The organism is Sphingopyxis sp. 2PD (assembly GCF_005503695.1).
Taxonomy (GTDB): domain Bacteria; phylum Pseudomonadota; class Alphaproteobacteria; order Sphingomonadales; family Sphingomonadaceae; genus Sphingopyxis.
This window is the reverse complement of the sequence record NZ_SCMU01000009.1, coordinates 41869-67802: the sequence shown is the minus strand read 5'-3', so window position 1 is coordinate 67802 and position 25934 is coordinate 41869. Positions and strand designations below refer to the sequence as shown.

The following is a 25934-nucleotide window of genomic DNA, read 5'->3' as shown; positions in this document are numbered from 1 at the left end:
AGCTCTCCTTAGCCTTCGCCGGCTTCCGACCGGTAATCGCGGCGCTCCGCAATACGTGCCGATTTACCAGTGCGCCCACGCAGATAGTAAAGCTTCGCACGACGGACAGCGCCCTTGCGGACGACGGTAATCGAATCGATGTTGGGCGAGTACAGCGGGAACACGCGCTCGACACCTTCGCCGAACGACATTTTGCGCACGGTGAAGTTGGAGCCCATGCCCTTGTTCGAGCGGGCGATGCACACGCCTTCGAAATTCTGGACGCGGGTACGTTCGCCTTCGACCACCTTCACGCCGACCTTCAGCGTGTCGCCGGGGCGGAATTCGGGGACCGTCTTGCCAGCCTTGGCAATTTCTTCGGCTTCGATCGTCTGGATGAGGTTCATGTCCTCTAGTCCTTTTCTTTTCGCCGCGCGCCAGAGGCAGGTCGGGCCCGAGCGCCCTCATGGCGCTCCCAAAGGTCCGGCCTGCGTAACCGTGTAATCTCCTCCGCCTGTTGTTTCCGCCAGGCGGCGATCTTCGCATGATCCCCCGATCGCAGCACTTCGGGGATCGTGCGCCCTTCCCATGTCACAGGTCGGGTATAGTGCGGATATTCGAGCAAACCGTTCTCGAACGATTCGTCGTCTCCGCTTGAAGCCGCGCCCATTACGCCGGGAAGCAGCCGAATGCAAGCGTCGAGGAGCAGGAGCGCGCCCATCTCGCCGCCCGACAATATGATGTCGCCCATCGACACTTCTTCGATCGGGCGCGCGTCGAAGATGCGCTCGTCGAATCCCTCGAACCGGCCGCAGAGGATGATCGCCCCCGGCCCCGCCGCCAGTTCGCGCACGCGCGCCTGCGTGATCGGGGTGCCGCGCGGGGTCATGGCGAGGATCGGCAGGCCCGGATACGCAGCGACCGCATGGTCAAGCGCCGCCCCCAGCACATCGGCCTTCAGCACCATCCCCGCCCCGCCGCCTGCGGGGGTGTCGTCGACGGTGCGATGCCTGTCGGTCGCAAAATCGCGGATCTGCACCGGCGCACACGCCCATGTCCCGCTTTCGAGCGCGCGCCCCGCCATGCTGTGGCCAAGCGGGCCGGGGAACATGTCGGGGTAGAGGGTGAGCGGGACGGCGGTGAAGGTCATGGCAGCGTCCAATTCTCGACCCTCAAGCCCGGCACGTCCGCAAAGTCGGATTCGTTGTTGGTGATGACTGTTGCGCCGATGCTGAGCGCGTGGGCAGCAAGCAAGCGGTCGAAGCGCGCGCGTTTGAAAGGCAATCGCGCATATTCGCGCGCCGCCGCTTCGTCGAATGATAAAAGCGGGATGGCTGCCACGAAGGCATCGAGTATTTCGGGCGGCGGCGGCTTGCCGACATAAGTGCCATAAGCAACCTCGGCATAGCTGACGGTCGACATCGCAATCTCGCCGGGTGCGTGATCGGCGATCCGGGCCGTCAGCACCTCATGCCCGTCATCCATAGCATAAACTGCCGAGTTGGCGTCGATCAGATAACGGATCACGCCTTCTTAGCCGCCTCGGCAAGTTCCGCCGCCTGACGTGCAGCAATTGTGCTCGGGCGTTCCTCGAAATCTGCCCGTGGAGCTAGCTTTAGGCCTGGCGCCTTCCCAGCAAAGCCGCTGATGTCGATCTTCGCTTTTGGCCTGTCGGCAGGCTCGAAACGGAACTCGCCGCGCTCCTCGCGGACGATCATCTCGGTGCCCTCCTCCAACCCCAGCGCCTTGGGCAGGCGCAACGCGAGTGAGTTGCCCGATTTAAAAACTTTGGCGCGATATTCTTTGGTCATGGCAGGCTCCGTATATACATCATGTATATACATTGCACCATTGGCTGTCGAGGCGATTCAGCCGAGCGGTTCCCACAATTCATCCGGCAGCCGGTGGCGATCCTTCTCCAACTCAGCGTACAGCCATTCGCGGAAGCGCTCGATCTTGCGGACGCCGACGCGGTTTTCGCGGTGGACGAGATAGTGGGAGGTGCCGGGTTGGTAGAGCGTGTCGAACGGCTGGACCAGTCGCCCTGCGTCCAGTTCGGCGCGCCATAGCAGCGGCGTCATCAACGCGATGCCGTAACCGCTCTGCACTGCGCTCGCCTCCTGCAACTGGCTGTCGAGCTCGATCCCGCTGCGCCGCGGCGCCGGCACGGTGGCGACGCCCGCAGCGGCGAACCAGCCCGCCCACCAGGGATCGTTGGGCGCCAGACGGTCGACGTTCAGCAAATCGGCCGGCGCCGCGATATGGTTGGCGTCGAGAAAGGCCTGCGCACAAATCGGGGTGACGTGGCTGCGGTACAGAAAATCGGCGCGCAGCCCCGGCCATCCGCCGCGGCCCACCCTGATGGCGACATCGACATTGGTGGCGTTGAAGTCGACCAGATCATTGTTCATCAACATGCGCACCGCAAGGTCGGGATAGGCGAGCTGGAACCCACCAATCCGCGCGCTGAGCCAGGTGCCGCCAAAGGTCGTCATCGCGCTGATCGTCAGCACATCGGCCTCGTCATTGCCCAATGCGGCGAACGCATCGCCCATCGCGCCAAAGGCGCCCGAGATCGCCGGGAGCAGCCGCTGGCCCGTCTCGGACAGCCGCACGCGCCCCTTTTCGCGCACGAACAGCGCGCGGCCCAGCCGGTCCTCCAATTGGCGCACCTGATAGCTGACCGCCGCCTGCGTCAGCCCCAATTCCTCGGCCGCGCGCGAGAAATTTTGCAGCCTTCCGGCGGCTTCGAAGGTCCGGATCGCGGCAAGAGGCGGCAGCTTGGGCATCGCCATTATATAAGCCATACTTATGATATGACGCAAAGCTTTTGTTGGCGGCGAGCGTCGCAAAGGCGCATCTGTTGACCATCGGATCAGCAGGAGATGAGCGATGAAAGACGAGATTTGGATGCGGACATGGAACGACGGCCATCCGCATTTCAGCAATGATTTGCACCGCGGACTGGTGTGGCTGCTCGCGTCGTTCCGCAGCATCGGCGGCCGGGTTGCGCGGCCTGCCCCCATGTCGGGCGCACAGCCTTTGCCGGTGATCCAGCGCGATGCCGGATGACCGTCAAGCACAAGGCTGGTTAATGATGACACTGCACTCGCCATAGCCGCAAGCTGGCCGAAGGGAGTCCCCGCCCGAAGGTTCCCCCCTCTCTTACCTGACAGGTGCCCTTCGTCCAGCTTGCGGCTATGGTTTGCAAAAGGCCGCCGATTGCCAACGCTCCGTTAACCAAAAATCAGCCGCTCAGCGCCTAGCCTTCCCTGTTGGACAAATGGGGGTCGCATGGCGCGAGGCGCGCGAATATTGACGTTGGGCGCGGGGCTGTTGGCCGCCGCAGCACCGGCGCGCGCGCAATCTTCATTCGCGGCGGCAACCAGCATGACGTGGGACGGAGTACTGACCGGCATCTTTCTGGGCCTGCTGCTGTTTTCGCTGGCCTATAATGCGGTCTTTTACCGGCTGCTGCGCGAACGCTTTCTGATCTGGCAGAGCGTCCGCGCGCTGTCCTATTTTGCGCTCGTCATCGCCCTGTCGCCGCTGGCCATGGGGCCATGGCTGGCCCCCGACAGTTTTGCGCGGCAGGTGTGGATCACGATATTCTTTGACCTGAGCCTGGTCGTGTCGGGCGTGTTCCTGCGGTCTTATCTCGAACCCGGGATGATCGATCCGCGGCTGCATCGCTGGCTCGGCTGGCCGCCGGTCCTGATCCTGCTCACCACCCCCGTAACGGTCATGCCCGACGCGACCACCTATTTGATGCTGCGCAGTGCGGTGCTGGTCGCGATGCTGGCGCTATGTGCATCGGCGGTGGTGATCGCACTAACGCGCGGCAGCCGCACCGCGCGTTATCAGGCGGCGGCGTGGAGCGGCATCGGCGGGGTTTATGGGGTCAGCCTGTTCCACGACCTTGTCCTTGGCCAGCCGTTCGACAATTTCCTGTTCCTGCTGTTTCCCGCGCTCGGGCTGGAAGTGATGCTCACGGCGCTCGGCATTCTTGACCGCCTCGTCCGGCTGCGCCGCGAGCGGCAGGAAGCGCGCGCTCAAGCCGAGGCGATGCGGATCATCGCGCACACCGACCCGCTGACCGGCCTCGCCAATCGGCGGGCGATCGAAGAAAGTTTCAACGACGAGCCGCCGGTCGCGATCGCGCTGGTCGATCTCGACCATTTCAAGGCGATCAACGATCATCATGGCCATGATGTCGGCGACCGGGTGATCTTTGCCGCCGGGGTCGCACTGGGTTCGGGTTCGGCGCTGGCGGCGCGGGTCGGCGGTGAGGAATTTGCGCTGCTGTTCCGCGGCGCCCCCGCCGCGGTCGCGATCGAGGCCGAGCGGCTGCGCCAGCGGATCGGCGCTTATGTCGCGCAAATGGTGCCGCTGCTCGAACGCCCGGTCACCGCGAGCATGGGGCTGGTCCATATCGGCCGCAACACCAGCTTTGGTGCGGCGATGAAGTCCGCCGACATCAACCTGTACGCCGCTAAGGAAAGCGGGCGCAACCGGGTGGTGTTTATCGAGGCGGCGTGATCCGCGCACGCGAGCAAAAGCAATCGAACCGCAGCCCTGAGCCTGTCGAAGGGCGACTATCGCCGACAAGCGCCCTTCGACAGGCTCAGGGCTACGGCGATGGAACGGAGCACAAGCTACGGCGTCACAACACGAAAGCGCAGCGCCTGCACCGTTGCCGGGGTGGTCGGCGCGAGCAGCAGCGCCCCGTCGAGCTGGCCCTTGCTGCAATTGAGGCGGAAGGTCGCCGACATCGCACCGGTCGGGTTCAACGGCTCGGCGGTCGGGCAGTCGCCGACCGCGGCCTTCAGCCGCGCGAATTCGGCGGCCCAGTTCGCCGCCGAGCGGTCGAGCAGGAAATTCATTGCCAGCTTGCCGTCCAGCGGGGCCAGATTGCCCGCGACATAAGCGGCGCGCGCCGCGGCATAGGCATCCGCCACGGCGGGGGAGATCGGCACCGCGCGTCCGGTGAGCAATCCCGCCTTGTCCATCGTAACCGCGCTGTCCCACGCCGGAGCCGACGGCCCAGCATAGGTGCGGTTCGACAGCGCGAATACCCCGACCCCATGGTCGGGCATCAGCATCACATGGCTGCCATAGCCCGGATAGCCGCCGCCATGCGCGAGCGTGAGCCCCAAGTCGCAGTCCTGTGCGACGCGCCAGCCCATCGCATAGGCGGCGGCCTGTTTACACGCCGTCGCACCGCTGGCGCCGATACGGTTCGCCACCGTTACGAAGTTCAATCCCTGCGCCATTTCGCGCACCGTCGCGCGCTTGATCGGGCCGGTGTCGGCGTCGTCGCGCGCGGGCCATGCGGCGAGCAGGAAGGCGATCCATTTGGCATAGTCGTTGGCGCTGACCTGCATCCCGCCCATGGCGTTGAAGGCGCCATCGATCATCTCGGGTTCGGGCGACCAGGCGTCATTTTCCCAGCGATAGCCGCGCGCATAGACCGCCTTTGGCGTCTTGGTGACGTCGAAACCGCTGCTCGTCATGCCGAGCGGGGTCAGGATCGTCCGCTGGATATAGTCGGTGTACGCCATGCCCGACGCGTTGGCGATGATCCGGCCGAGCAGCGCATAGCCGTAGTTCGAATATTCATGGGCGGACTGCGGGACGCGGCTGAACGGCACCCCGGCGGCGATCATCCTGGTAAAATCCGCCTGCGGCAAGATCTGTTGGCGGTCGCCCCATGGATCGTCGGTGACCAGCCCGCCGACATGGTGGAGCAGGTCGCGGATGCGGATGCGCGGGCTGTCCTTGGTGGGATAGACCCAGCCCTTCATTTCGGGGACATGATCCTCGGCGAGGTCGTCGAGGCGCAGCTTGCCATCGTCGCGCAGTTTCAGGATCGCAAGCGCGGTGAACGCCTTGGTCATCGATGCGATGCGGAAGCGGCTGTCGGCGGTGACGGCGCTCTTGTCGTCGAGGTTCTGGACGCCGACGCCTTTTACATAGGCGAGCTTGCCGTCCTTGACGAGGCCATAGACCATGCCGGGAATATGCGCGTCGGCCTGATATTTGGCGAACAGCGCGTCGATTTCGGGGGTGATCTGGTCGAGGGTTTTGGGTTTGGCGTCCTGCGCCAGCGCGGGAGCGGCGACCCCAAGCATCAGAGCGAAAACGAAACCCGATTTCCAGCGCATAGTCCCTCCACAGCAATCGCAGTCAGGCTAACAGCGCCGGGAGCCGCCGACAATCAGCGATGCGCGTTGTCGTCTGGAAACGAGCGATTGCGGACATAGCCGATCCTCCCCCACCGGGGGAGGGGGACCACCCGAAGGGTGGTGGAGGGGCACAGGCGGCTTACGCAGCGCTGGGCTGGAAGAGCCAAGCTTTCCAAGAACTTAGAATCGGCGCACGACTTTGGCGGCAAGGCAAACCGATGGTGCCCCTCCACCAGCTTCGCTGGTCCCCCTCCCCGTTCCGGGGAGGATCGGCAACGTCCGCTCCCCAACCCAAAGCCGTCGTTACTCGACGAATGCCGCGTTTATAGTGATGCCGTCGTCGTTCCACGCCGGGACCGCCCGAGCATTCATCGGCACCATGAAGCGCTTGCCGCCGGGCTTTTCGATTTCGAGGATGTCGCCCGCGCCGAAATTTTCGACGGCGACGACCTGGCCGATCGCGGCGCCGTCGGTCGACACGCAGGCGAGGCCGATGAGGTCGTGGTGATAATATTCGCCCTCGCCGAGCGGCGGCAGCGCCGAGCGCGGGACGGTGAGGACGGTACCGCGAAGCGCTTCGGCGGCGCTCCGGTCACCCACCTCGGCAAAGGTCGCGACCGCGCCCTGATTGGCCGGTCGCACCGATTTGAGGGTCAGCGTGCGGTCGCCCGCGTTGAAAACGGAAAAGGCGCGGAGAGCCTCCGCGCCTTCGCCGAACAGTTTGAGCCGCACCTCGCCCCGCACCCCGTGCGCGCCGGCGATGGCGGCAAGGGTGACGGGGCGATTCGCGTCGGACAAGGTTTAGCCTTCGGCCTTTTCTTCGCCAGCTTCAGCAGCCGGAGCTTCTTCGGCTTCGGCAGCGACCGGGCCGCCTTCGGCGACTTCTTCGGCGATCGCGGTCGCGTCTTCGGCGGTCGCGTCGGCGGGGACTTCGTCGGCGACGGCTTCGGCCACCGCTTCGGCGGTTTCTTCGCTCTTCACCGAACCGGTCGCATCCGATTCTGCGGCCTCGGGGGCAGCAGCTTCTTCGGCGGCCACTTCCGGAGCTGCTTCTTCAGCAGCTTCGGGTTCCGGCGCCGGAGCGGCGGCGGCAGCGGCAGCCGCTTCGGCGGCATCAGCGATCTTCTGGGCCTTTTCTTCGGCGCGTTCCTTCGCCTTTTCGCCCGGGACACCCTTGTTCGGGTTGTTGCGTGCAGCGCGTTCCTTGACGCCCGCAGCGTCGAGGAAGCGGGCAACGCGGTCGCTCGGCTGGGCGCCGACGCTCAGCCAATGCTTCGCGCGGTCCGCGTCGAGCTTGACGCGCTCGGGATTATCCTTGGCGAGCAGCGGGTTGTAGCTGCCGATACGCTCGATGAAGCGGCCATCGCGCGGGCTGCGCGAGTCAGCAACGACGATCTTGTAATAGGGACGCTTTTTCGAACCGCCGCGAGCGAGGCGAATGGAGGTTGCCATGATATTTTCCTTTTTCTTGTAACTGAAATTCGGGTTTAATTACTTCTTTTTATTCATCAAATTGGCAAGTTCGGGCGGGATCGATCCGCCTCCACCAAGGCCGGGGAGGCCGCCGCCGCCACCCAAACCGCCTGGGCCGCCCATGCCGGGAATGCCGCCGCCCTTGCCGAACAGCGCGCCGAGCCCCTTGAGGCCGCCCATCTTGCGGATCTTCTTCATCGCGCTGGCCATTTCCTGATGCATCTTCAGCACCTTGTTGACCTGTTGCACGGTGGTCCCCGACCCGTTGGCGATACGGATCTTGCGCTTCGCGGTCAGGATTTCGGGCTTCGCGCGTTCCTTGGGGGTCATCGACCCCATGATCGCGTCGAAATGAATGAGCATCTTGTCGTCAGCGCCGCCCGCAGCCATCTGGGCCTGCGCCTTCTTGATGCCGGGGATCATGCCAGCGAGCGCGCCGAGGCCGCCCATGCGGCGCATCTGATTGAGCTGGGTGCGGAGGTCGTTGAGGTCGAACTGGCCCTTGGCCATCTTCGCCGCCATCGCCTCGGCCTCTTCGGCCTGGATCGTTTCGGCGGCGCGTTCGACGAGGCTGACGACGTCGCCCATGCCGAGGATGCGGCCCGCGATGCGCGACGGCTGGAAAAGTTCCAGCCCGTCGAGTTTCTCGCCCGTACCCGCGAACTTGATCGGCTTGCCGGTGACCGCGCGCATCGACAGCGCCGCACCGCCGCGCGCGTCGCCGTCCATGCGGGTGAGCACGACGCCGGTGAGCGGCACCTGGTCGGTGAAGCGCTGCGCGACCTGCACCGCGTCCTGGCCGGTCAGGCTGTCGACAACGAGCAGGGTTTCAGCGGGGTTCGCGGTGCGCGACACCGCCTGCATCTCGTCCATCAGCTGCTGGTCGACGTGGAGGCGGCCCGCGGTGTCGAGCATCAGCACGTCGAAGCCCTGCAGCTTCGCCGCCTGCATGGCGCGCTGCGCGATTTCGACCGGCTGCTGGCCTGCGACGATAGGGAGGGTCGCGACGTCGATCTGGCTGCCGAGGATGGCGAGCTGTTCCTGCGCGGCGGGGCGGTTGACGTCGAGCGACGCCATCAGCACCTTCTTGCGCTCCTTGTCCTTCAACCGCTTTGCGATCTTCGCGGTGGTCGTGGTCTTGCCCGAGCCTTGCAGGCCGACCATCATGATCACGGCGGGCGGGGCGACGGCAAGATCGAGCTCGGCGGTTTCGGAGCCGAGCATTTCGGTCAGCGCATCGCTGACGATCTTGACCACCTGTTGCCCCGGGGTGACCGAGCGCAGGACGTTCTGGCCGATCGCAAGTTCGGTGACCTGATCGACGAAGCTGCGCACGACGGGCAGCGCGACGTCAGCCTCGAGCAGGGCGATTCGCACTTCGCGCATCGCGGCGCGCACGTCGGCCTCGGTCAGCGCGCCGCGGCCGCGGAGCTTCCCGAAAACATCGCCAAGCCGATTGCTCAGACTGTCGAACATGCGCCTCAAATCCTTCGTTTCGACGCCCGCAACGCAAAAGACGCCGGTGAGCGAAACCTCGCCAACCAGCGGCTATCCGTGGACAGACTTTCCGTCGCGGACATCGATATGTTCGCTCGCAAGACGCGGTCGAACGGCGCGCCAATACACCGATCACCCGGCAAAGGCAAGCAAGCGACGCCGGGCCCGACTTAACCCAAATTTCACCGCTTTGCGTGCATTACAGCCGGGATGGTGGGGAAAAGCCAAATGATCGATACGCCGAAACAGCCGGACCGCAGCACCGGGGCCAAACGCGACATCGTCGCCGGCGGCATCGTCGTTGCCGCGATCCTGTTGTTCGTCGGCACCGGCAGCACGGTGATGCAGGCGATCGTCAACACGATGGTCGGAATCGGCGGCGGTCCTGACCGCGCGCTGGCCGCGGCGATGGTGCTGAACGTCGCGCTGATCCTGTTCGGCTGGCGCCGCTATGACGATCTGCACCGCGAGATTCGCGAGCGGACCGAAGCCGAGCAGCGCGCGCGCTATCTGGCCGATACCGATCCGCTGACCGGCTTCCTCAACCGTCGTTCGCTGCTCGCCACCGGCCAGCAGCAGATCGCCGATGCGATCGCGGGCAAGCGCCATGTCGCGCTGTTCCTGCTCGATCTCGATCATTTCAAGACCGTCAACGACATCCACGGCCACGCCGCGGGCGACCGCGTCCTGCAGGTCGCCGCCGAACGAATTTCGGCGATCCTGCCCCCCAATGCCACCAAGGCACGGCTGGGCGGCGACGAATTTGTCGCGATGCTGGCGTTCGAGCCGTCCGCGCGCGCGACGATCGACGCGCTCGCCGCCGAACTGGTGGCCGCGCTCGAAAATTCGGTTGCCCATGATGCGCAGCAGATCCGCATCGGCGCGTCGCTGGGCATCGCGCTTGCCGACGATGCCAGCGTGACGATGGAAACCATGGTCCGCCAGGCCGATATCGCGATGTATCATTGCAAGGACGAGGGGCGGAACCGCTTCTGCTGGTTCGAGGCTGGAATGGAGATGGCGGTGCAGGTCCGCAACCAGATCGAAACGGGGATCCGCGAGGGCATGCCGCGCGGCGAATTCGTGCCGCATTTCGAACCGCAGGTCGATATCGCCAGCGGCCGCTTGGTCGGGTTCGAGATGCTGATGCGCTGGGAATCGCCCGAATATGGGATGATCCCGCCCGAACGCTTTATTCCGGTGGCCGAAGAAAGCGGGCTGATCGGCGAATTGTCGCTTCAGGTGATCCGCCAGGCGATGGAAATCGCCAAAAGCTGGGATCCGTCGATCATGCTGGCGGTCAATATTTCGCCGCAGCAGCTGAAGGATCCGTGGTTCAGCCAGAAGCTTACCAAGCTGCTCGTTGAAACGGGTTTCCCCGCCGCGCAGCTCGAGGTCGAGATTACCGAAAGCTCGCTGTTCGAAAATCTGCCGCTCGTCCGTTCGATCGTCACCAGCCTGAAGAATCAGGGCGTGTCGCTGAGCCTCGACGATTTCGGCACCGGCTATTCGTCGCTGTCGCACCTGCGCGCGCTGCCGTTCGACCGGATCAAGATCGACCGCAGTTTTGTTGCCGCGATGCGCGGTAGCCCGGATGCGCAGGCGATCGTCGTCGCGATCGTGCGGCTGGGCGAAAGCCTGGCGATGCCGATCACCGCCGAAGGCGTCGAGGATGAAGCGACGGCGATCGAACTGACGCGGCTGGGCTGCGCCAAGGGTCAAGGCTGGTATTTCGGGCGCGCCGCATCGGCCGCCGACACCGAACGCCTGCTCGCCGACCGCGGCTTGCTCCGCACGCCGATGCTCCCGCCGACGAGCCCCGATACGGGGTCGGACACGGCGGGCGCCGAGCCGCTACGCAAGACGGCGTAGTGCTTCTTCTCCCCTCCCCTTCAGGGAGGGGTCGGGGGTGGGTTGGCGAGCGCAGCTCGCCGTTCTACGTTCGGCTAATGCACCGCATCCCACCCTTCATGACCGAACGCGCGAGGCAATTGCGGCGCGATTCGACCCCTGCAGAACGCAAGCTATGGCGACTGTTGTCACGTTATCGACCACCGTTCACCCGGCAACTTGTCGTGGGCCACTATATTGTCGACCTAGCTTGCCGCGAGGCCAAGCTCGCAATCGAACTCGACGGGAGCCATCATCTAGACCGGCAACCCTATGATGAAGACCGCACCGAGTATCTCGAAAGTATTGGCTGGCAGGTGGTCCGTCTCTGGAATTCTGACGTCATTGCCAACCCGATCGGTGCGGCGGAGTTTGTCCTAGGCCGCGCCGCCGAGTGCCTCGGCGGCACCCACCCCAGCCCCTCCCTTCCAGGGAGGGGAGAGAGCGGAAGCCACGGTCGCGCCCTGACCCGCATCGCTAGACTTCCCTGCCCCGCCCCCTTACATGCGCGATCATGGCGGACCGCTTCACCAAGATGCACGGGCTGGGCAATGATTTTGTCGTGATCGACGCGCGCGTGGCGCCCGTCGAGATGACGCCGGCGCGTGCGCATGCGATCGCCGACCGGCGCCATGGCATCGGGTGCGACCAGCTGATCCTGCTCGAACCGTCGGCCAGTGCCGACGTCAAGATGCGGATCTTCAACGCCGACGGCGGCGAGGTCGAGGCGTGCGGCAATGCGACGCGCTGCGTCGCCACGCTGATCGGCCAGCCCGCGGTGATCGAGACGCTGGGGGGGATGCTGCGCGTAACGCCGGCTGATGGTGGTGCCGAGGTGGTGCTGGGCGAGCCCGTGTTCGACTGGGAACATATCCCGCTCGCGATGCCGATGGACACCCGCGACATGCCGGTGGCGTGGGACGAATTGGAACATGGCGCCGCGGTCAATGTCGGCAACCCGCACATCGTCTTTTTTGTCCCCGAGGCCGACGCGGTCGCGCTCGACGCGCTGGGGCCGCGGATCGAGACCGACCCGCTGTTTCCCGAGCGCGTCAACGTCAATGTTGCGAGCCTCGACGGCGACAACCAGTTGCAGTTGCGCGTGTGGGAGCGCGGGGTCGGGCTGACGCAGGCGTGCGGCACCGGCGCCTGCGCCACCGCGGTCGCGGCGATACGCGCGGGCCTCGTCCAGTCGCCGGTGACCGTTGCGCTGTCCGGCGGCGACCTGATCATCCGCTGGGCGCCGGGCGAGCCGATCGTGATGAGCGGCGCGGCGACGCGCGTTTACGAGGGCGAGACCGACTGGGCGCAGTTCGGATGAGCGCAGCAGTCGTCGACCGCCACGAGGTCGTCAATTTCGGTTGTCGGCTGAATATTGCCGAGGGCGAGGCGATCCGGGCAGCGGTCGGTGCCGCTGGTGCAACCGACACGATCGTCTTCAACAGCTGTGCGGTGACCGACGAAGCGGTGCGGCAAGCGCGGCAGGCGGTGCGCCGCGCGCTGCGCGAGCGACCGGGCGCCGAGGTGGTGGTGACCGGGTGCGCGGCGGAGCTGGAGGCTGCGCGCTTTGCGGACATGGGCGCGCGGGTGGTGCGGAATGACGCCAAGGGTTTGGCGGAGAGCTATCTTCCCAATTCTCCCCCGTTCCCCCGCGAAGGCGGGGGTCCATCTTCTGCCATCGCGTCAGCAAACGAAGGGCGACGGCAAGACGAGAGCGTAGGTGATGGGCCCCTGCCTTCGCAGGGGCGCAGTTTGCCTTATGCCCCCGCCCTGTCCGGCGCCGACCACGCGCGCGCGTTCCTAGGCGTGCAGACCGGCTGTTCACACAGCTGCACCTTTTGCGCGACGGTGCTGGCGCGCGGGACCGCGCGGTCGGCGACCGTCGATGCGGTTCTGGATTCGGCCCGCACCGCGCTGGACCGCGGTCAGCGCGAGATCATCCTCACCGGGGTCGATCTGGCGAGCTATGGCGACGACAGCGGCACGACATTGGCCGCGCTGGTCGAAGCATTGTTGACGCTGCCGATCGAGCGGCTGCGTCTTTCGTCGCTCGATCCCGATCGCATCGACGATGCGCTGTTCGCGCTGCTGACGCAGGAAAAGCGCGTGATGCCGCACGTCCATCTGTCGCTGCAGGCGGGCGACGATATGGTGCTGACGCGCATGAAGCGCCGCCATCGCCGTGCCGACGCGGTGCGCCTGACCGAACGGCTGAAGGCCGCACGCGCCCAGATCGTCATCGGCGCGGACCTGATTGCGGGATTCCCGACTGAGGATGATGCGATGTTCGCCAATTCGCTGGCGCTGATCGACGATTGCGACATCGTCTTTGGCCATATTTTTCCCTACAGCCCGCGCGCCGGGACGCCCGCCGCGCGGATGCCGCAGGTCGGCCGCGCCATCGCGCGCGAACGCGCGGCGACGCTGCGCGAGGCCAATGCGCAGCGGCGGCACGGCTGGCTCGACGCGCAGATTGGCCGCGCCGCATCGATGCTCGTCGAGCGCGACGGACTGAGCGGTCACGCCGAAAATTTCGCCGCGCTGACGCTGACCGCGCCCGCCGCGCCCGGCACGATCCTTGACGTGCGCCTGGCGGCGCGCGACGGCGACCGCATGGTCGCAACCCCTATCGAGAAAAAGGACATCGCCGCATGATCGGCCAAAGCTGGAGCGAAAGGCTGCTCGGCGGCTTTCGCCGAACTTCCGAACGGCTCGGAGAAAATCTCGCCGGGCTGACCGGCAAGGCACGGCTCGACGAGGAGGACCTCGACCGGATCGAGGAGGCGTTGATCACCGCCGACCTCGGCCCCGCGATGGCCGCGCGCATCCGCGACCGTCTTGCCGAGCGGCGCGACGTCGCGGCGAACGGCACCGAGGACCTCCGCCAGATCGTCGCCGAGGAAATTGCCGCGGTGCTGCGCCCCGTCGCCGAACCGCTCGACATCGACGCCTTCCCCCGCCCGCAGGTCATTTTGGTGATCGGGGTCAACGGATCGGGCAAGACGACGACGATCGCCAAGCTCGCGCACCTGTTCCAGGAACAGGATTATGGCGTGATGCTGGTCGCGGGCGACACCTTCCGCGCCGCCGCGATCGGGCAATTGAAGGTGTGGGCCGAACGGCTGGGCGTGCCGATCATGGCGGGGCCGGAGGGCGGCGACAGCGCCGGCATCGTGTTCGACGCGGTGAAGCAGGCGACCGCGACGGGCATCGACGTGCTGATCGTCGACACCGCCGGGCGATTGCAGAACAAGCGCGAACTGATGGACGAGCTCGCCAAGATCAAGCGCGTGCTCGGCCGCCTCAATCCCGCCGCGCCGCACGATGTCGTGCTCGTGCTCGACGCGACGACGGGGCAGAATGCGCTGTCGCAGATCGACGTGTTCCGCGAAGTGGCCGGGGTCACCGGGCTGGTGATGACCAAGCTCGACGGCACCGCGCGCGGCGGCGTGCTGGTGTCGGCGGCCGAACGCCACGGGCTTCCGATCCACGCGATCGGCATCGGTGAAACCATCGACGATCTTCGCCCGTTCGATGCCGACGAGATCGCCGCCATTATTGCAGGAAATATTCGATGACCGCCTCCCCGATCGACGTGCCGCCGACCGGCCCGGAAGCCATTCCCGCCACCCCGCCCGCCAAGCATGGCTGGCTCAATTTCGTGATCGACTTCGGGCCGCTCCTCGTTTTTTTCCTGACCTTCAAATTCACGTCCGACGGTGACGGCGCGTTTGCTGCGACCGCGGCGGCGATCAAGGGCACCGTGGCCTTCATGGTCGCGATCGTCATCGCGATGGCGGTGTCGAAGTGGAAGCTCGGCAAGATTTCGCCCATGCTCTGGCTGTCGGGGGTGCTAGTGATCGGCTTTGGCGCGCTGACCATCTGGTTTCACGACGAGCGCTTTATCGTGATGAAGCCCACGATCATCTATGGCGCCTTTGCCGTGCTGCTGCTCGGCGGGTGGTGGTTCAAGAAACCGATGCTGAGATATCTGCTCCAGTCGGCGCTGGAGGGGGTGACCGAAAAGGGCTGGCTGCTGCTGTCGCGCAACTGGGGCCTGTTCTTTGCCGCGCTCGGTATCGCCAATCATGTCATGTATGTCCTGATCCAGCGCGGCGAATTCAGCTTCGACACCTGGCTGACGGTCAAGGTGTGGGGGATTACGGCATTGTCGTTCCTGTTCACGCTGACGCAGGTACCGGTGATGCTGAAGAACGGGCTGTCGGTGCCTGAGGAAGCAACCGTCGAGAAATAGCTCGGCTAGCTCGGCTTTAGGCAAAAACGGACTTCAAGACCTCGTCATGCTGAACTTGTTTCAGCATCCATGGCGTGAGCTGGAATTTGGGGCGGCGTCGAAGGAAGTGGCAGGCCATTGGACCCTGAAACAAGTTCAGGGTGACGAGTAATAATTTGGGCCTACGTTCATCACCCCCGTCCCTCCCGGCGCCCACGCCCTTTTCACCACGCTTGAGCAAGACTCCCGACGCTGGCATAGAACCCGCAGGGCACGGGGTCGCGCCGCGCCGCACACAAAGCGAGGGGGAACATAATGGACAAGTTTTTCGGTAATCTGCACGCCGTACTCGGCGCCGGGCTGGTGCTGGCCATCGTGCTGATGCTGGGCCTCAACGGCCAGAATTTCGAGGACGGCATGGCCGCTGCCAATGCGGTGATGCGCTGGCTGCACACTTTCTTTGGCGTGCTGTGGATCGGGCTGCTTTACTATTTCAACTTCGTCCAGATCCCGACGATGCCGAAAATCCCGGCCGAACTGAAACCCGCGGTTGGCAAGCATATCGCGCCCGCCGCGCTGTTCTGGTTCCGCTGGGCGGCGCTGGTCACCGTGCTGCTGGGCATTGCCATCGCCGGTCACGCCCAGTATCTGGCGCCCGCGCTGGGACTGCAGGATCCGTACAAGCTGATCGGTGTCGGCATGTGGCTGGGTCTGATCATGGCGTTCAACGTGTGGTTCGTGATCTGGCCGAACCAGAAGAAGGCGCTGGGCATCGTCGAGGCGGATGATGCGACCAAGGCGAAGGCCGCCAAGACCGCGATGATCTTTTCGCGCACCAACACCTTGCTGTCGATCCCGATGCTCTATGCGATGGTGAACTTCAGCTAAGCTGGCAGTGACGGCTTAAAGGGGGCGCTCCGAGAGATCGGGGCGCCCTTTTCTTATTCCGTTCTTGTCGAGCGAAGTCGAGACACCCCAAGGCCGCCTACGACCGCCACGTGTCTCGACTTCGCTCGACACGAACGGGTTTATAGACGGGCATCGGAATCAGCCCTCAACCGCTGCCTTGTGCAGGCGCCCGTTCATCACATAATGCGCCACGCCCATCTGCATCCCCGCGGCTTGCGCGTCGTCGATCTCGCGCACCCGGCGCGCGGGCGATCCCGCCCAGAGCTCGCGATCGGGGATTTCCTTATTCTCGGTGAGCAGCGCCCCCGCTGCCAGCATCGCATCGCTGCCGATCCGGCAGCCGTTCATCACCGTCGCCTTGAGGCCAACGAACGCCCGGTCGGCGAGCGTGCAGCCATGGACCATCGCGAGATGGCCGATCAGCACATCCTCGCCGATGATCGTCGGAAAGCCTTCGGGGCGATGCGGCATCGGGCCGTCGCAATGGACGATGCTGCCGTCCTGGATGTTCGAGCGGGCGCCGATCACGATGCGGCTGACATCGGCGCGCAGCACGCAATTATACCAGATGCTGACGTCCGCGCCGATCGTCACGTCGCCGATGATGCGGCAACCCGGCGCGATGAAGGCGCTGGGGTGGATCGCCGGCGTCTTGCCGTTGACGCTGATGATACTGACGTCGCGATAGGTCATTCGTCACGCTTTCCGATCAAGCTGCCCCACATGAGCACGGGCAGAGTTGAGGCATAATCGTCGGTCCAGCGCTGGAAGCCAGGACGCGCCGCCAGCGGCACCCAGGCGCCGTCTTCGCGCGCGGCGTCGCGCGGGCGAAGGCGGCCGGTCAGTTGCTGCATCCGCGGCGCTGTCGCGGTCAACGCAACCCAGTTCGACCCGGTCAGGTCGTCGATACCATATTCGGGCGGCCCCGGATCGAGCCGAATGGCGCTCGACCAGCCGCGCGCCCGCGCCTCCTCCGCCAGCACGGGTTCGAGCCCGAAGAAGCGGTTCGAGATGTGGATGAGCAAAATGCCATCGGGTTTCAGCGCGCGCTGGTAGATGCCAATCGCTTCTTTCGTCAGCAGGTGCAGCGGGATCGCGTCGGACGAAAAGGCGTCGATGACCAGAATGTCGAAACGCCCCGCGGGTTGTTCGGCGATCTTCAGCCGCGCGTCGCCAATGACGATCGGACTGTCGCCCGCACAATCGGACAGGAAGGTGAATTTGGCAGGATCGCGGGCGATATCGACCATCACCGGATCGATTTCGAAAATCGTCCATTGCTGGCCGGGCTTGCGATAACAGGCGAGCGTCCCCGCGCCCAGCCCGACGATCCCGACCGACGCCCCCGGTCCGGCAAGCGCTTCGGCCTTGGTGAGCGTCAACCCGACCCCCGACTTCGGCCCATAATAGGTCGTCGGCTCGCGCCGATGCGCGGGATCGGTGCGCTGGAGCCCATGCAGCGTCGTGCCATGCGCCAGACGCCGCTGCTGCTGCGCCGGATAATCGGTGACGGTGTAAACGCCGAAATAGCTGCGCACGCGCGCGCCGGTGAAGCTTTCCTGCACCGTGTCCCAGCCACCGACCCCGATCATCAACAGCGCCAGCGTCGCCACGAACGCCCAGCGCCACCCGATCACCAAGAGCCCGATGACAAAAATGACAATCCCCCAGGCAGCGGTCGCCCCTTCGAGCACGCCGCCCCACTCGCTCACCATATGCCAGCTTGCGAACGCCGCGATCGCGACCAGCACCGCAACCGCGATCGTGGCGCGGCTGGCGGACAGGCGCAGCCATTTGTCCCACGGCAGCAGCGCGGGCAGCGGCAACAGCGCCGCCGCCGCCAGCACGAGCAGCGGATGTTCATAAACCCAATCGAACAGCAGCGGCGCGAACAGCGCCGCGAACAGCCCGCCGACGACGCCGCCTGCCGACATGATCAGATAGAATAAGGTCAGGTGCTGAAGCGCCGGGCGCAAATGATAAAGATAGCCGTGCAGCGCCGTCGCGACGACGAACAGCATCGCGAGACTGGCCATCGCAACCATCATCGACCCGCCGCCCGAACTCAGCAGCGCCAGCCCGCCAACCGCGAGCAGCACCGCGGGCGCGATGAAGGTGATCACCTCGGTCAGCCGGTCCATCGTCGAAAAGGCGATGACGAAGCTGAGCAGGTACAGCCCGAGCGGCAGCACCCACAGCAACGGCATCGCGACGATGTCGGTGGTGAGGTGCGTCGTCGTCGACAGCATCAGCCCCGACGGCACCGCCGCAATCAACAGCCAGTGGAGCTGCCGCCGCCAAGTCGGTCGCGGCTCGTCGGTGGCGGCGGCATCGACGGCCGGATCGGCGGATCGGCCATGCCAGCGCGCGGCGGCACAGGCCGCGACCAGCAGCACGAGCAACGCATAGCCCGCGGTCCAGCCCCAGCTTTGCGCGGCGAGCGGCAGGCTGGGTTCGACCAGCGCCGGATAGCTGATCAGCCCGGCGAAGCTGCCGAGGTTCGACGCGGCGTAGAGATAATAGGGGTCGCCCGCGCGAGCATCGGCGGCGAACCAGCGCTGCATCAGCGGCGCCTGCGCCGAAACGACGAAGAAAACGGGGCCGATCGACGCGAGCAGCAGCAGCGGCACCCACAAGGCTTCTTGCCCGGCACCGGGCGGAGCGATTTGCGCGATGCCGATCGGGAGCCACAGCGCGGCGACCAGAAACAGCGCGACATGGATGATCGCCTGCCGCCGCACGTCGAAACGGCCAAGCCAATGCGCATAGGCATAGCCGCCAAGCAGCAGCGCCTGATAGACCAGCATCGCGCTGTTCCACACCGCCGGGGCGCCGCCCAATTTGGGCAGCACCATGCGGGCGACCATCGGCTGGACCTGAAACAGCAGGAAGCTGCCGACCAGGATGGTCAGCACGAACAGCCAGCGGCGCGGAGACAGGGAATCGGACAGGGTCATGTAGTCTCCGGTACAGGGCGCGGCATCGAATAGGCGACATGCGGGCAGAGCGGGTCGGTCGCCGCCAGCTTCGGATGATCGAAATCAAGGTCGGGATGATGGCGCATGCCAAGCCGCTCCATGACGGCGCGGCTACGATCGTTACGGCGCGCGGTGATCGCCCAGACGTCCGGATCGGGGAGATTTGCGAAAGTCCAGCGGGCGGCGCCCCATGCCGCTTCGGTCGCATATCCTGCGCCCCAGCAATCGCGCGCCAGTCGCCAGCCGATCTCGGCGCGTCCCGCTACCGGACCAACGGTGCCGCGGATGACCCCGCACCAGCCGATGAGCCGCGCGTCAGCCTGTCGCTCCAGCGCCCAGAAACAATGGCCATATTCGGCCTCGAGTCCCTGCATCCGCGCGACAAGCGCCTCGGTCGCATCCATGTCCAGCGGCGGGCCGAGCGTCGCCATGACATCGGGGTCGCTGCAGATCGCCTGAAACGGCGCGACATCGTCGTCGCGCCACGATCGCATCCGCAGCCGCTCGGTTTCGATCATGCGCCGAGCAGCCGCGCGGCGTGGAGCGCATGATAGGTCAGCACCCCCGACGCCCCGGCGCGGCGGAACGCAAGCAGGGTTTCGAGCACCAGCGCGTCGCGGTCGCCTGCGCCTGCCGCCGCCGCTGCCTCGATCATCGCATATTCGCCCGACACCTGATACGCATAGACCGGCACCGCAAAATGATCCTTCACCGCGCGGACGATGTCGAGATACGGCAGCCCGGGCTTGACCATCACGCTGTCGGCGCCTTCGGCCAGATCCTGCGCGACTTCGCGCAGCGCTTCTTCGGCGTTGGCGGGGTCCATCTGATAGGTTTTCTTGTTGCCCTTGAGCAACCCGTGCGAGCCCACCGCGTCGCGGAACGGGCCGTAGAAGGCCGACGCATATTTGGCCGCATAGCTCATGATCTGGACATGGCCGAAGCCTTCGGCCTCCAGCGCCGCACGGATCGCGGCGATGCGGCCGTCCATCATGTCGCTGGGCGCGATGATGTCGGCGCCGGCGCGCGCCTGGTTCAGCGCCTGTCCGACCAGCACCTCGACGGTTTCGTCGTTGAGGACATAGCCGCTGTCGCCCAACAGCCCGTCCTGTCCGTGGCTGGTGTAGGGATCGAGCGCGACGTCGGTCAGCACGCCGATGTCGTCGCCGAGCGCCTGCTTGATCGCGGCGGTGGCACGGCACATGAGGTTATCGGGATTGAGCGCCTCGGCGCCGTTCTCGCTCCGCCGGTCGGGCTGGGTGTACGGAAAGAGCGCAAGGCACGGGATGCCCGCCGCCACCGCGTCGCGGGCGCGATCGACGATGCGGTCGATCGACCAGCGCGAGACACCGGGCAGGCTGGCGATAGGTTCTTCCGTACCCGACCCGTCGCAGACGAACAGCGGCCAGATCAGGTTCGACGGCGCCAGCGTCGTTTCGCGCACCATCGCGCGGCTCCAGCCGGTGCGGCGGGTACGGCGGAGGCGGAGGTCGGGATAGGCAGCGTGGGTCATGCGGCGTGCATAGCGGCGTGCGGGCGCGGGGCAAATGGATATTGGGATGGCTTGGTCCCTTCCCCCTTGATGGGGGAAGGATACGCAGCCTTGGCGCGAAGCGGCTAGGCGAAGTTGGATGGGGGTGATGGTGCGTCCTTGCACCGTTATCGCAGGCCGAGAGCCCACCCCCACCGCTACACTAAGCCAGCAAGCTGGCAAGTTTCGCTGCCCCCCCCCATCAAGGGGGAGGAAAATGGGCTAAATTCCACCCTCGGCCCGTTTCGACGCGACATCGGCGAGGCTGCCGAGCTTCGGCCCCTCCACCTGTTTCGCCGCGATCGGGGTCAGCGCCGCGCCGGGGGCGACGGCGGTGAGTTGACGGATGCGGGCGCGGAAATCGGCGAGCGCCTTGCCCTCGAGCAAAGCCCGGGTGACGAAGGTTACCGACGACGGGTTCACGGCGCGGCCGTTGCGATAGAGTTCGTAATGGAGATGCGGGCCGGTCGACAGGCCGGTCGAGCCGATATAGCCGATCACCTGGCCGCGATTGACGCGCTGGCCGGGACGCACCGCGATGCGGCTCATATGGCCATAGCCGGTGCCGAGGCCGTTGCCATGGTTCAGTTTGACGAAATTGCCGTAGCCGCCGTGACGACCGGCAATCGTGACCACACCGTCGGTAACCGCATAGATTGGCGCGCCATAACCGCCGCCGAAATCGATGCCGCTGTGCATGCGGCGATAACCCAAAATCGGGTGGCGGCGCATGCCGAAGGTCGAGGTGATGCGGCCGTTGGTCGGGCGCGCCATGCCGCCGCGCTGTTCGCCGACCCCCGACGCCTCATACCATTGGGTGCGACCGTCGACCGTCCATTCGAGCATCGACAGCTTGGGTTTGCCGCCGCGGATCAGGCCCGCATAGAGCAGCTTGCCGGTTTCGCTCTCGCCGGTTTCGGCGCGGCGGTAATCGACGATGATGTCGAACTCGTCGCTGGCGCGAATGTCGCTGCCGACCGAAATCTGGCGCCCGATGACGCGCAGATAGGACTGGATCGCTGTCGCCGGCGCCCCGGCGGCGCGCGCCGAGCGATAGAGGCTGTCACCAACCCGGCCGCGGATGCGGAGCGGGGTGGTGTCGACCGCGATCGGGATGCGGCGCATCACCAGTCGGTCGCCCTCGCGCTCCATTTCGATGCGCAGGTCGAAGCGGACGCGCATCGCCAGCGCATCGACCGGGCGCGGCATCGTGCGCGCGGCGCGGCGGCCGAGGATGAGGTCGATGCGCGTACCCGGTGCGATGTCGGCGAGCGGCACCGCGGTCGATACCTGATTCGCCAGCGCCTGCGCCTCGCCGCTGCCGACGCCCGAGCGTTCGAGAACCCGCGCAAAACTGTCGCCGCTGCCAAGCGTCGCGGTGAGTTCGATCTGCGGCCGTTCGGGGGTCTGGGTCAGCGGGCGCACCGCATCGGTCGCCGCCATATGGCGCCCGGTGTCGCCACCAAGCGCCAGCGGCACGATCATTTGCGCGCGCGCTTCGTTGAAATCGGCCGTGCCAAGCGCCGGAGCGCCGCCGATACTAAGCGGCTGAATTCCGGGGAAGGTAGCGATCGCGGTACCGCACAGCAGGGTTAATGTCGCGAGCCCGCGCCACCATTCGGCCGAACCGATATTATCGCCAAGATCGGGAACCAGATCGAGCTGTGCCAGCCGGTCGCGCCAGCCGAGCGCGTCCGAATCGGCGTCGGCGCGCCGCAGCGGGATCGCTTGCGACATCGTGAGGGCGGCGGCATTGCCGGACATCCCCGCGATGGGTTCGTGACGCTGGAACAAACTGCAACCCCCGCTCGGCGGGCCTCCCATAACCCGGCCGCCGAATGATATTCGGCCGCCTGTCTGTAAAGAAAGGTCGTTAAAGTCAATTTAATGGCGGTTGCGCAGCGGCGGGTTGCGGTCAGTCGTGGCGGGGGTGGGATATTATGCAACAGGCGCGGAAAAATCGGTCGCCCGCCGACCATTCGACGATCGGCGGTTGCGCCGTGCCTGCCGCCATGCCAGCTTGGTCCCCAAGAAAATGACGTCATCCTCTTCCCAGCCGGTCAAGGCTGTCCTTGGCCCCACCAACACCGGCAAAACCCATTTGGCGGTCGAGCGCCTGACCGCCCATTCGAGCGGCATGATCGGCTTTCCGCTCCGCTTGCTGGCGCGCGAGGTGTACGACCGGGTTGTCGCGATCAAAGGCGAGCGCCAAGTCGCGCTGGTCACCGGCGAAGAACGGATCATTCCGCCCGATGCGCGCTATCTGCTCGGCACGATGGAGGCGCTGCCGATCGAACGCGATGTCGCCTTCGTCGGCATCGACGAGGCGCAGCTCGGCGCCGATCCCGAACGCGGCCATGTCTTCACCGACCGCCTGCTGCGCGCGCGCGGCCGCGAGGAGACGATGATCCTGGGGTCGGCGAGCATCCGCGGGCTCGTGAAAAACCTGGTTCCCGAGGCCGAGATCATCACTCGCCCGCGCTTTTCGACCTTGAGCTATGCGGGGACGTCGAAGCTGTCGCGGCTGCCCAAACGATCGGCGATCGTCGCTTTCTCGGCCGAGGAGGTTTATGCGATCGCCGAGATGCTGCGCCGCTTTTCGGGCGGCGCCGCGGTGGTGATGGGCGCGCTCAGCCCCAAGACGCGCAATGCCCAGGTCGCGATGTTCGAGGCGGGCGAGGTCGATTATCTCGTCGCGACCGACGCGATCGGCATGGGGCTGAACCTCGACGTCCAGCATGTCGCGTTCGCCAGTTTGCAGAAATTCGACGGGCGGCGCCTCCGCCGCCTGACGATCGCCGAAATGGCGCAGATCGCGGGCCGCGCCGGACGCCACCAGCAGGACGGCAGCTTTGGCACCGTCGGCCAGCCGCAGGGCGGCTTCACGCCCGAGGAAATCGCCGCGATCGAGGGGCATCATTTCCCGCCGCTACCGAGTCTCTTCTGGCGCAATCCGACCCCCGGCTTCGGCTCGCTCGACCAGCTGCTCGCCGACCTCGCACAGCCGCCGACCGGGCCCGCGCTGCGCCCCGCCCCCGAAGCGGTCGACATTGCGGTGCTCAAGCATCTGGCGGGCGACATGGAGGTGCGCGCGCGCGGCGGCGATTTCGACGCGGTTCAGCGCCTGTGGGACATTTGCGGCCTGCCCGATTTTGAACAATTGGGCGCCGAGCACCACAGCCGGACGGTGTTCAAGCTATGGCAATGGCGCACGAGCGGCGACGGGATGATCGATCCCGACTGGTTCGCGCGGCGGCTGGCCAAGCTCAACGATGTCGAGGGCGACATCGACCAGCTCGCAAGCCGCATCGCCGCGGTCCGCACCTTGTGCTTCATCGCGCAGCGCGGCGACTGGATCGCGGGCGCCGCGGGGTGGACCGAACAAACGCAGGCGCTCGAATCGCGCTTGTCCGACGCGTTGCACGCGGCGTTGGCGCAGCGCTTCGTCGACCGGCGGCTGGCGCTGCTGCTGCGCGACGCGGGGCAACGCAACGCCGCGCTGCCGGTCGCGGTCGGCCCCGACGGCACCGTCGCGGTCGACGGCGAGGCGATCGGCACGCTCAAGGGCTTTCAGTTCAAGGTCGACCCGGTGGCGAAGGCCAGCGATCACCGGATGCTGCTCGCTGCCGCCGAAAAGCATCTGCGCGCCGAACTGGCGCGCCGCGCCTCGGCGCTGGCCGAGGGCGATGACAGCGCGCTGTCGCTGATCGCCGAACCCGGCGCGCCGCCGCGGCTTGCCTGGCACGGCCATCCGGTAGCGACGCTGGCCAAGGGGCCGACGCTGGTGCAGCCGTCGGTGCTGGTCGATCCGTCGCTGCGGCGGTTGGAACCCGTCCAGGTGCAGGCCATCACCGAACGGCTCCACCGCTTCATCGCCGCGCAACTGGCGCGCCACGCCGGTCCGCTCGCCGCGATGGGCGAAGCGGCGGGCGATCTGTTCACCCCGCCGCGGGTCCGTGCGCTCCTCGCCGCGCTGACCGACAACAGCGGCATGATCGGCCGTGCCGCGGTCGAGGACCAGCTGAACGCGCTTGCCGCCGACGAACGCCCGCAGCTTCGCAAGCTGGGCTTCACGATCGGTTCGCTCGACATTTTTCACCCCACGCTGCTGAAGCCCGAGGCGGTGCGCTGGCGCGCGGCGCTGATCGCGGCGCAGCAGGGATCGCCGGTGCCCGCACTGCCGCCGCACGGCGCGGTGCTGCAAAAGACCGGCACCCATGCCGGGCTGGTGATCGCGGGCTTTCGCCGCTGCGCCACCGGCTGGCTGCGGATCGACATGGCCGAAAAGCTGGCGCGACAGGCACATGCTGCGCGGATGCAGGCATCGGCGCCGCCAACCGCGCCGATCGCGGGTAGCGACGACCACCACCACGACGATCAGGACGCGGCCGACGAAACCGAAGGCGTCGCCGCGGCGCCGCCCCCGGGCTTTGTGATCGACCCCGCGCTCGCCACCTCGCTCGGGCTCGACGAAGAAACGCGGCGCGGGCTGCTCGGCAGTTTCGGCTTTCGCAGCGTCGGCGAACCCGCGCTGCAACGCTGGCGCTGGTCGGGGCTGCGCAAGCCCGACAAGCGGCCGCGCCGCAAACAGCGGCGCAAGGGCGCCGACGCGCCGCGCAAGGGGGCCGCGAACAGCGACGTTCGGCGCCCGCCCGTCCAGCAGGGCAAGGGCAAGCGCCGGGCGCCCGAACAGCCGCGGACCGACAAGCCCCGCGCCGATCCACCGCGCCCGCCGCGTCCCGATCGCCCGGCGCGGCGTGGCGCGTCGCCGAACAGTCCGTTCGCGGGCCTTGCCGCCTTGCTCGCCGAAAGCCGCAAGGACGGATGAGCGCGGCGGGCAGTATCCGGCTGGACAAGCTGCTGTGGTTCCTGCGTTTCGCCCGTTCGCGCAGCCTGGCGCAGGCGATCGTCGCGGCAGGACATATCCGGCTGGACGGTCGGCGGGTCACCCGCCCGTCCTGCGCGGTGCATGTCGGACAGACGCTGGTGCTGCCGGTCGGCGAGCGGATCGAGGTGGTGCGCCTGCTCGCCCTGCCCGTCCGCCGCGGCCCCGCCGCCGAGGCGCGGGCCTGTTATCGCAATCTCGACGCGGGACCGCCAGCCGCCAGCCCAGCTATCAGCGGCGATGGAAAAGCTGTGCATCCAAATCCGGCGCCCGACCCTATCGAGTGAGAGTGATTCGCAACTGTGCGCTAGGCGTTGACGCACCGCCGCCGCACGGCATAGAGGCGAGCCAAGAGAGAGCCTGACGGCCCGTC

At 66.3% G+C, this 25934-nt stretch carries 24 protein-coding genes and 1 pseudogene; 11 read left to right on the top strand and 14 right to left on the bottom strand.

The annotated features are described in order from the left end of the window. Positions 1–8 precede the first annotated feature (8 nt). The 5 genes from rplS to FFS18_RS09125 are packed head-to-tail and all read right to left on the bottom strand — an operon-like array spanning position 9 to position 2768. Positions 9–386, bottom strand: a complete 378-nt coding sequence (rplS, locus tag FFS18_RS09145; protein ID WP_120217283.1) for a 50S ribosomal protein L19 — start codon at positions 384–386, stop codon at positions 9–11. Positions 387–391: 5 nt separating this feature from the next. Beyond that, a complete protein-coding gene (gene trmD, locus FFS18_RS09140; protein ID WP_120217284.1) occupies positions 392–1129 on the bottom strand; it encodes a tRNA (guanosine(37)-N1)-methyltransferase TrmD in 738 nt (245 codons plus the stop codon). Continuing rightward, entirely contained in the window at positions 1126–1506 is a 381-nt protein-coding gene (locus FFS18_RS09135) for a type II toxin-antitoxin system VapC family toxin (RefSeq protein WP_137870546.1), read from the bottom strand. The genes trmD and FFS18_RS09135 overlap by 4 nt, the downstream gene beginning before the upstream one ends. Then, entirely contained in the window at positions 1503–1790 is a 288-nt protein-coding gene (locus FFS18_RS09130; RefSeq protein WP_171005268.1) for an AbrB/MazE/SpoVT family DNA-binding domain-containing protein, read from the bottom strand. The genes FFS18_RS09135 and FFS18_RS09130 overlap by 4 nt, the downstream gene beginning before the upstream one ends. A 57-nt stretch (positions 1791–1847) precedes the next feature. Further along, positions 1848–2768: a LysR substrate-binding domain-containing protein gene (locus tag FFS18_RS09125; protein ID WP_137870544.1), complete on the bottom strand. Its 921-nt coding sequence runs from the start codon at positions 2766–2768 to the stop codon at positions 1848–1850. Positions 2769–2871: 103 nt separating this feature from the next. On the opposite strand from FFS18_RS09125, the gene FFS18_RS09120 reads away from it, so the two are divergent. Next, complete coding sequence (locus FFS18_RS09120; RefSeq protein ID WP_137870543.1) at positions 2872–3051, top strand: hypothetical protein; 180 nt, start codon at positions 2872–2874, stop codon at positions 3049–3051. 222 nt (positions 3052–3273) lie between these two features. Next, positions 3274–4518, top strand: coding sequence for a GGDEF domain-containing protein (locus FFS18_RS09115; RefSeq protein WP_137870542.1), 1245 nt, complete (start codon positions 3274–3276; stop codon positions 4516–4518). 116 nt (positions 4519–4634) lie between these two features. Here FFS18_RS09115 and FFS18_RS09110 read toward each other — a convergent pair whose 3' ends face one another. The 4 genes and pseudogenes from FFS18_RS09110 to ffh form a co-directional block, all read right to left on the bottom strand. Beyond that, on the bottom strand, positions 4635–6143 hold the full coding sequence (locus FFS18_RS09110) for a serine hydrolase domain-containing protein (RefSeq protein WP_137870541.1): 1509 nt from the start codon (positions 6141–6143) through the stop codon (positions 4635–4637). A gap of 324 nt (positions 6144–6467) precedes the next feature. Continuing rightward, positions 6468–6962: a ribosome maturation factor RimM gene (rimM, locus tag FFS18_RS09105; protein ID WP_137870540.1), complete on the bottom strand. Its 495-nt coding sequence runs from the start codon at positions 6960–6962 to the stop codon at positions 6468–6470. A gap of 198 nt (positions 6963–7160) precedes the next feature. Next, positions 7161–7616 (bottom strand): annotated as a pseudogene (rpsP, locus tag FFS18_RS09100) (30S ribosomal protein S16); the annotation flags it as partial. A 39-nt stretch (positions 7617–7655) separates the two neighbouring features. Beyond that, positions 7656–9113: a signal recognition particle protein gene (ffh, locus tag FFS18_RS09095; protein ID WP_137870538.1), complete on the bottom strand. Its 1458-nt coding sequence runs from the start codon at positions 9111–9113 to the stop codon at positions 7656–7658. A 249-nt stretch (positions 9114–9362) separates the two neighbouring features. Between ffh and FFS18_RS09090 the strand changes: the two genes are divergently transcribed. The 7 genes from FFS18_RS09090 (at position 9363) to FFS18_RS09060 (ending at position 16146) form a co-directional block, all read left to right on the top strand. After that, positions 9363–11006, top strand: coding sequence for a putative bifunctional diguanylate cyclase/phosphodiesterase (locus FFS18_RS09090; RefSeq protein WP_137870537.1), 1644 nt, complete (start codon positions 9363–9365; stop codon positions 11004–11006). A gap of 77 nt (positions 11007–11083) precedes the next feature. Further along, positions 11084–11590 (top strand): DUF559 domain-containing protein, encoded by a 507-nt coding sequence (locus tag FFS18_RS09085; RefSeq protein ID WP_137870536.1) that lies wholly within the window; start codon positions 11084–11086, stop codon positions 11588–11590. Further along, on the top strand, positions 11539–12345 hold the full coding sequence (gene dapF / locus FFS18_RS09080) for a diaminopimelate epimerase (protein ID WP_137870535.1): 807 nt from the start codon (positions 11539–11541) through the stop codon (positions 12343–12345). The genes FFS18_RS09085 and dapF overlap by 52 nt, the downstream gene beginning before the upstream one ends. Continuing rightward, positions 12342–13679: a MiaB/RimO family radical SAM methylthiotransferase gene (locus FFS18_RS09075; RefSeq protein WP_137870534.1), complete on the top strand. Its 1338-nt coding sequence runs from the start codon at positions 12342–12344 to the stop codon at positions 13677–13679. The genes dapF and FFS18_RS09075 overlap by 4 nt, the downstream gene beginning before the upstream one ends. Beyond that, positions 13676–14602: a signal recognition particle-docking protein FtsY gene (gene ftsY / locus FFS18_RS09070; protein ID WP_137870533.1), complete on the top strand. Its 927-nt coding sequence runs from the start codon at positions 13676–13678 to the stop codon at positions 14600–14602. Before FFS18_RS09075 ends, ftsY begins: the two co-directional genes overlap by 4 nt. Beyond that, positions 14599–15279 carry an inner membrane-spanning protein YciB gene (locus FFS18_RS09065; RefSeq protein WP_137870532.1) on the top strand — a complete coding sequence of 227 codons (681 nt, stop codon included), beginning with the start codon at positions 14599–14601 and terminating at the stop codon, positions 15277–15279. The genes ftsY and FFS18_RS09065 overlap by 4 nt, the downstream gene beginning before the upstream one ends. A 294-nt stretch (positions 15280–15573) precedes the next feature. Then, positions 15574–16146, top strand: coding sequence for a urate hydroxylase PuuD (locus FFS18_RS09060; RefSeq protein WP_137870531.1), 573 nt, complete (start codon positions 15574–15576; stop codon positions 16144–16146). 159 nt (positions 16147–16305) lie between these two features. On the opposite strand, the gene FFS18_RS09055 is transcribed toward FFS18_RS09060, so the two are convergent. The 5 genes from FFS18_RS09055 to FFS18_RS09035 form a co-directional block, all read right to left on the bottom strand. Further along, on the bottom strand, positions 16306–16860 hold the full coding sequence (locus tag FFS18_RS09055; protein WP_137870530.1) for a gamma carbonic anhydrase family protein: 555 nt from the start codon (positions 16858–16860) through the stop codon (positions 16306–16308). Continuing rightward, the gene (locus tag FFS18_RS09050) at positions 16857–19124 is read right to left on the bottom strand and encodes a fused MFS/spermidine synthase (RefSeq protein WP_137870529.1); all 2268 of its coding nucleotides are present in this window, start codon (positions 19122–19124) and stop codon (positions 16857–16859) included. Before FFS18_RS09050 ends, FFS18_RS09055 begins: the two co-directional genes overlap by 4 nt. Next, positions 19121–19663, bottom strand: coding sequence for a GNAT family N-acetyltransferase (locus tag FFS18_RS09045; RefSeq protein ID WP_137870528.1), 543 nt, complete (start codon positions 19661–19663; stop codon positions 19121–19123). Before FFS18_RS09045 ends, FFS18_RS09050 begins: the two co-directional genes overlap by 4 nt. Next, entirely contained in the window at positions 19660–20658 is a 999-nt protein-coding gene (hemB, locus tag FFS18_RS09040; RefSeq protein ID WP_137870527.1) for a porphobilinogen synthase, read from the bottom strand. Before hemB ends, FFS18_RS09045 begins: the two co-directional genes overlap by 4 nt. A gap of 240 nt (positions 20659–20898) precedes the next feature. Beyond that, positions 20899–22413 carry a M23 family metallopeptidase gene (locus FFS18_RS09035; protein ID WP_249340350.1) on the bottom strand — a complete coding sequence of 505 codons (1515 nt, stop codon included), beginning with the start codon at positions 22411–22413 and terminating at the stop codon, positions 20899–20901. Positions 22414–22711: 298 nt separating this feature from the next. Here FFS18_RS09035 and FFS18_RS09030 point away from each other — a divergent pair, with 298 nt between their 5' ends. Together FFS18_RS09030 and FFS18_RS09025 are read left to right on the top strand one after the other, a co-directional pair. Further along, positions 22712–25504, top strand: a complete 2793-nt coding sequence (locus FFS18_RS09030; protein ID WP_137870525.1) for a helicase-related protein — start codon at positions 22712–22714, stop codon at positions 25502–25504. Beyond that, positions 25501–25848: an RNA-binding S4 domain-containing protein gene (locus FFS18_RS09025; RefSeq protein ID WP_120217303.1), complete on the top strand. Its 348-nt coding sequence runs from the start codon at positions 25501–25503 to the stop codon at positions 25846–25848. The genes FFS18_RS09030 and FFS18_RS09025 overlap by 4 nt, the downstream gene beginning before the upstream one ends. Positions 25849–25934 lie beyond the last annotated feature (86 nt).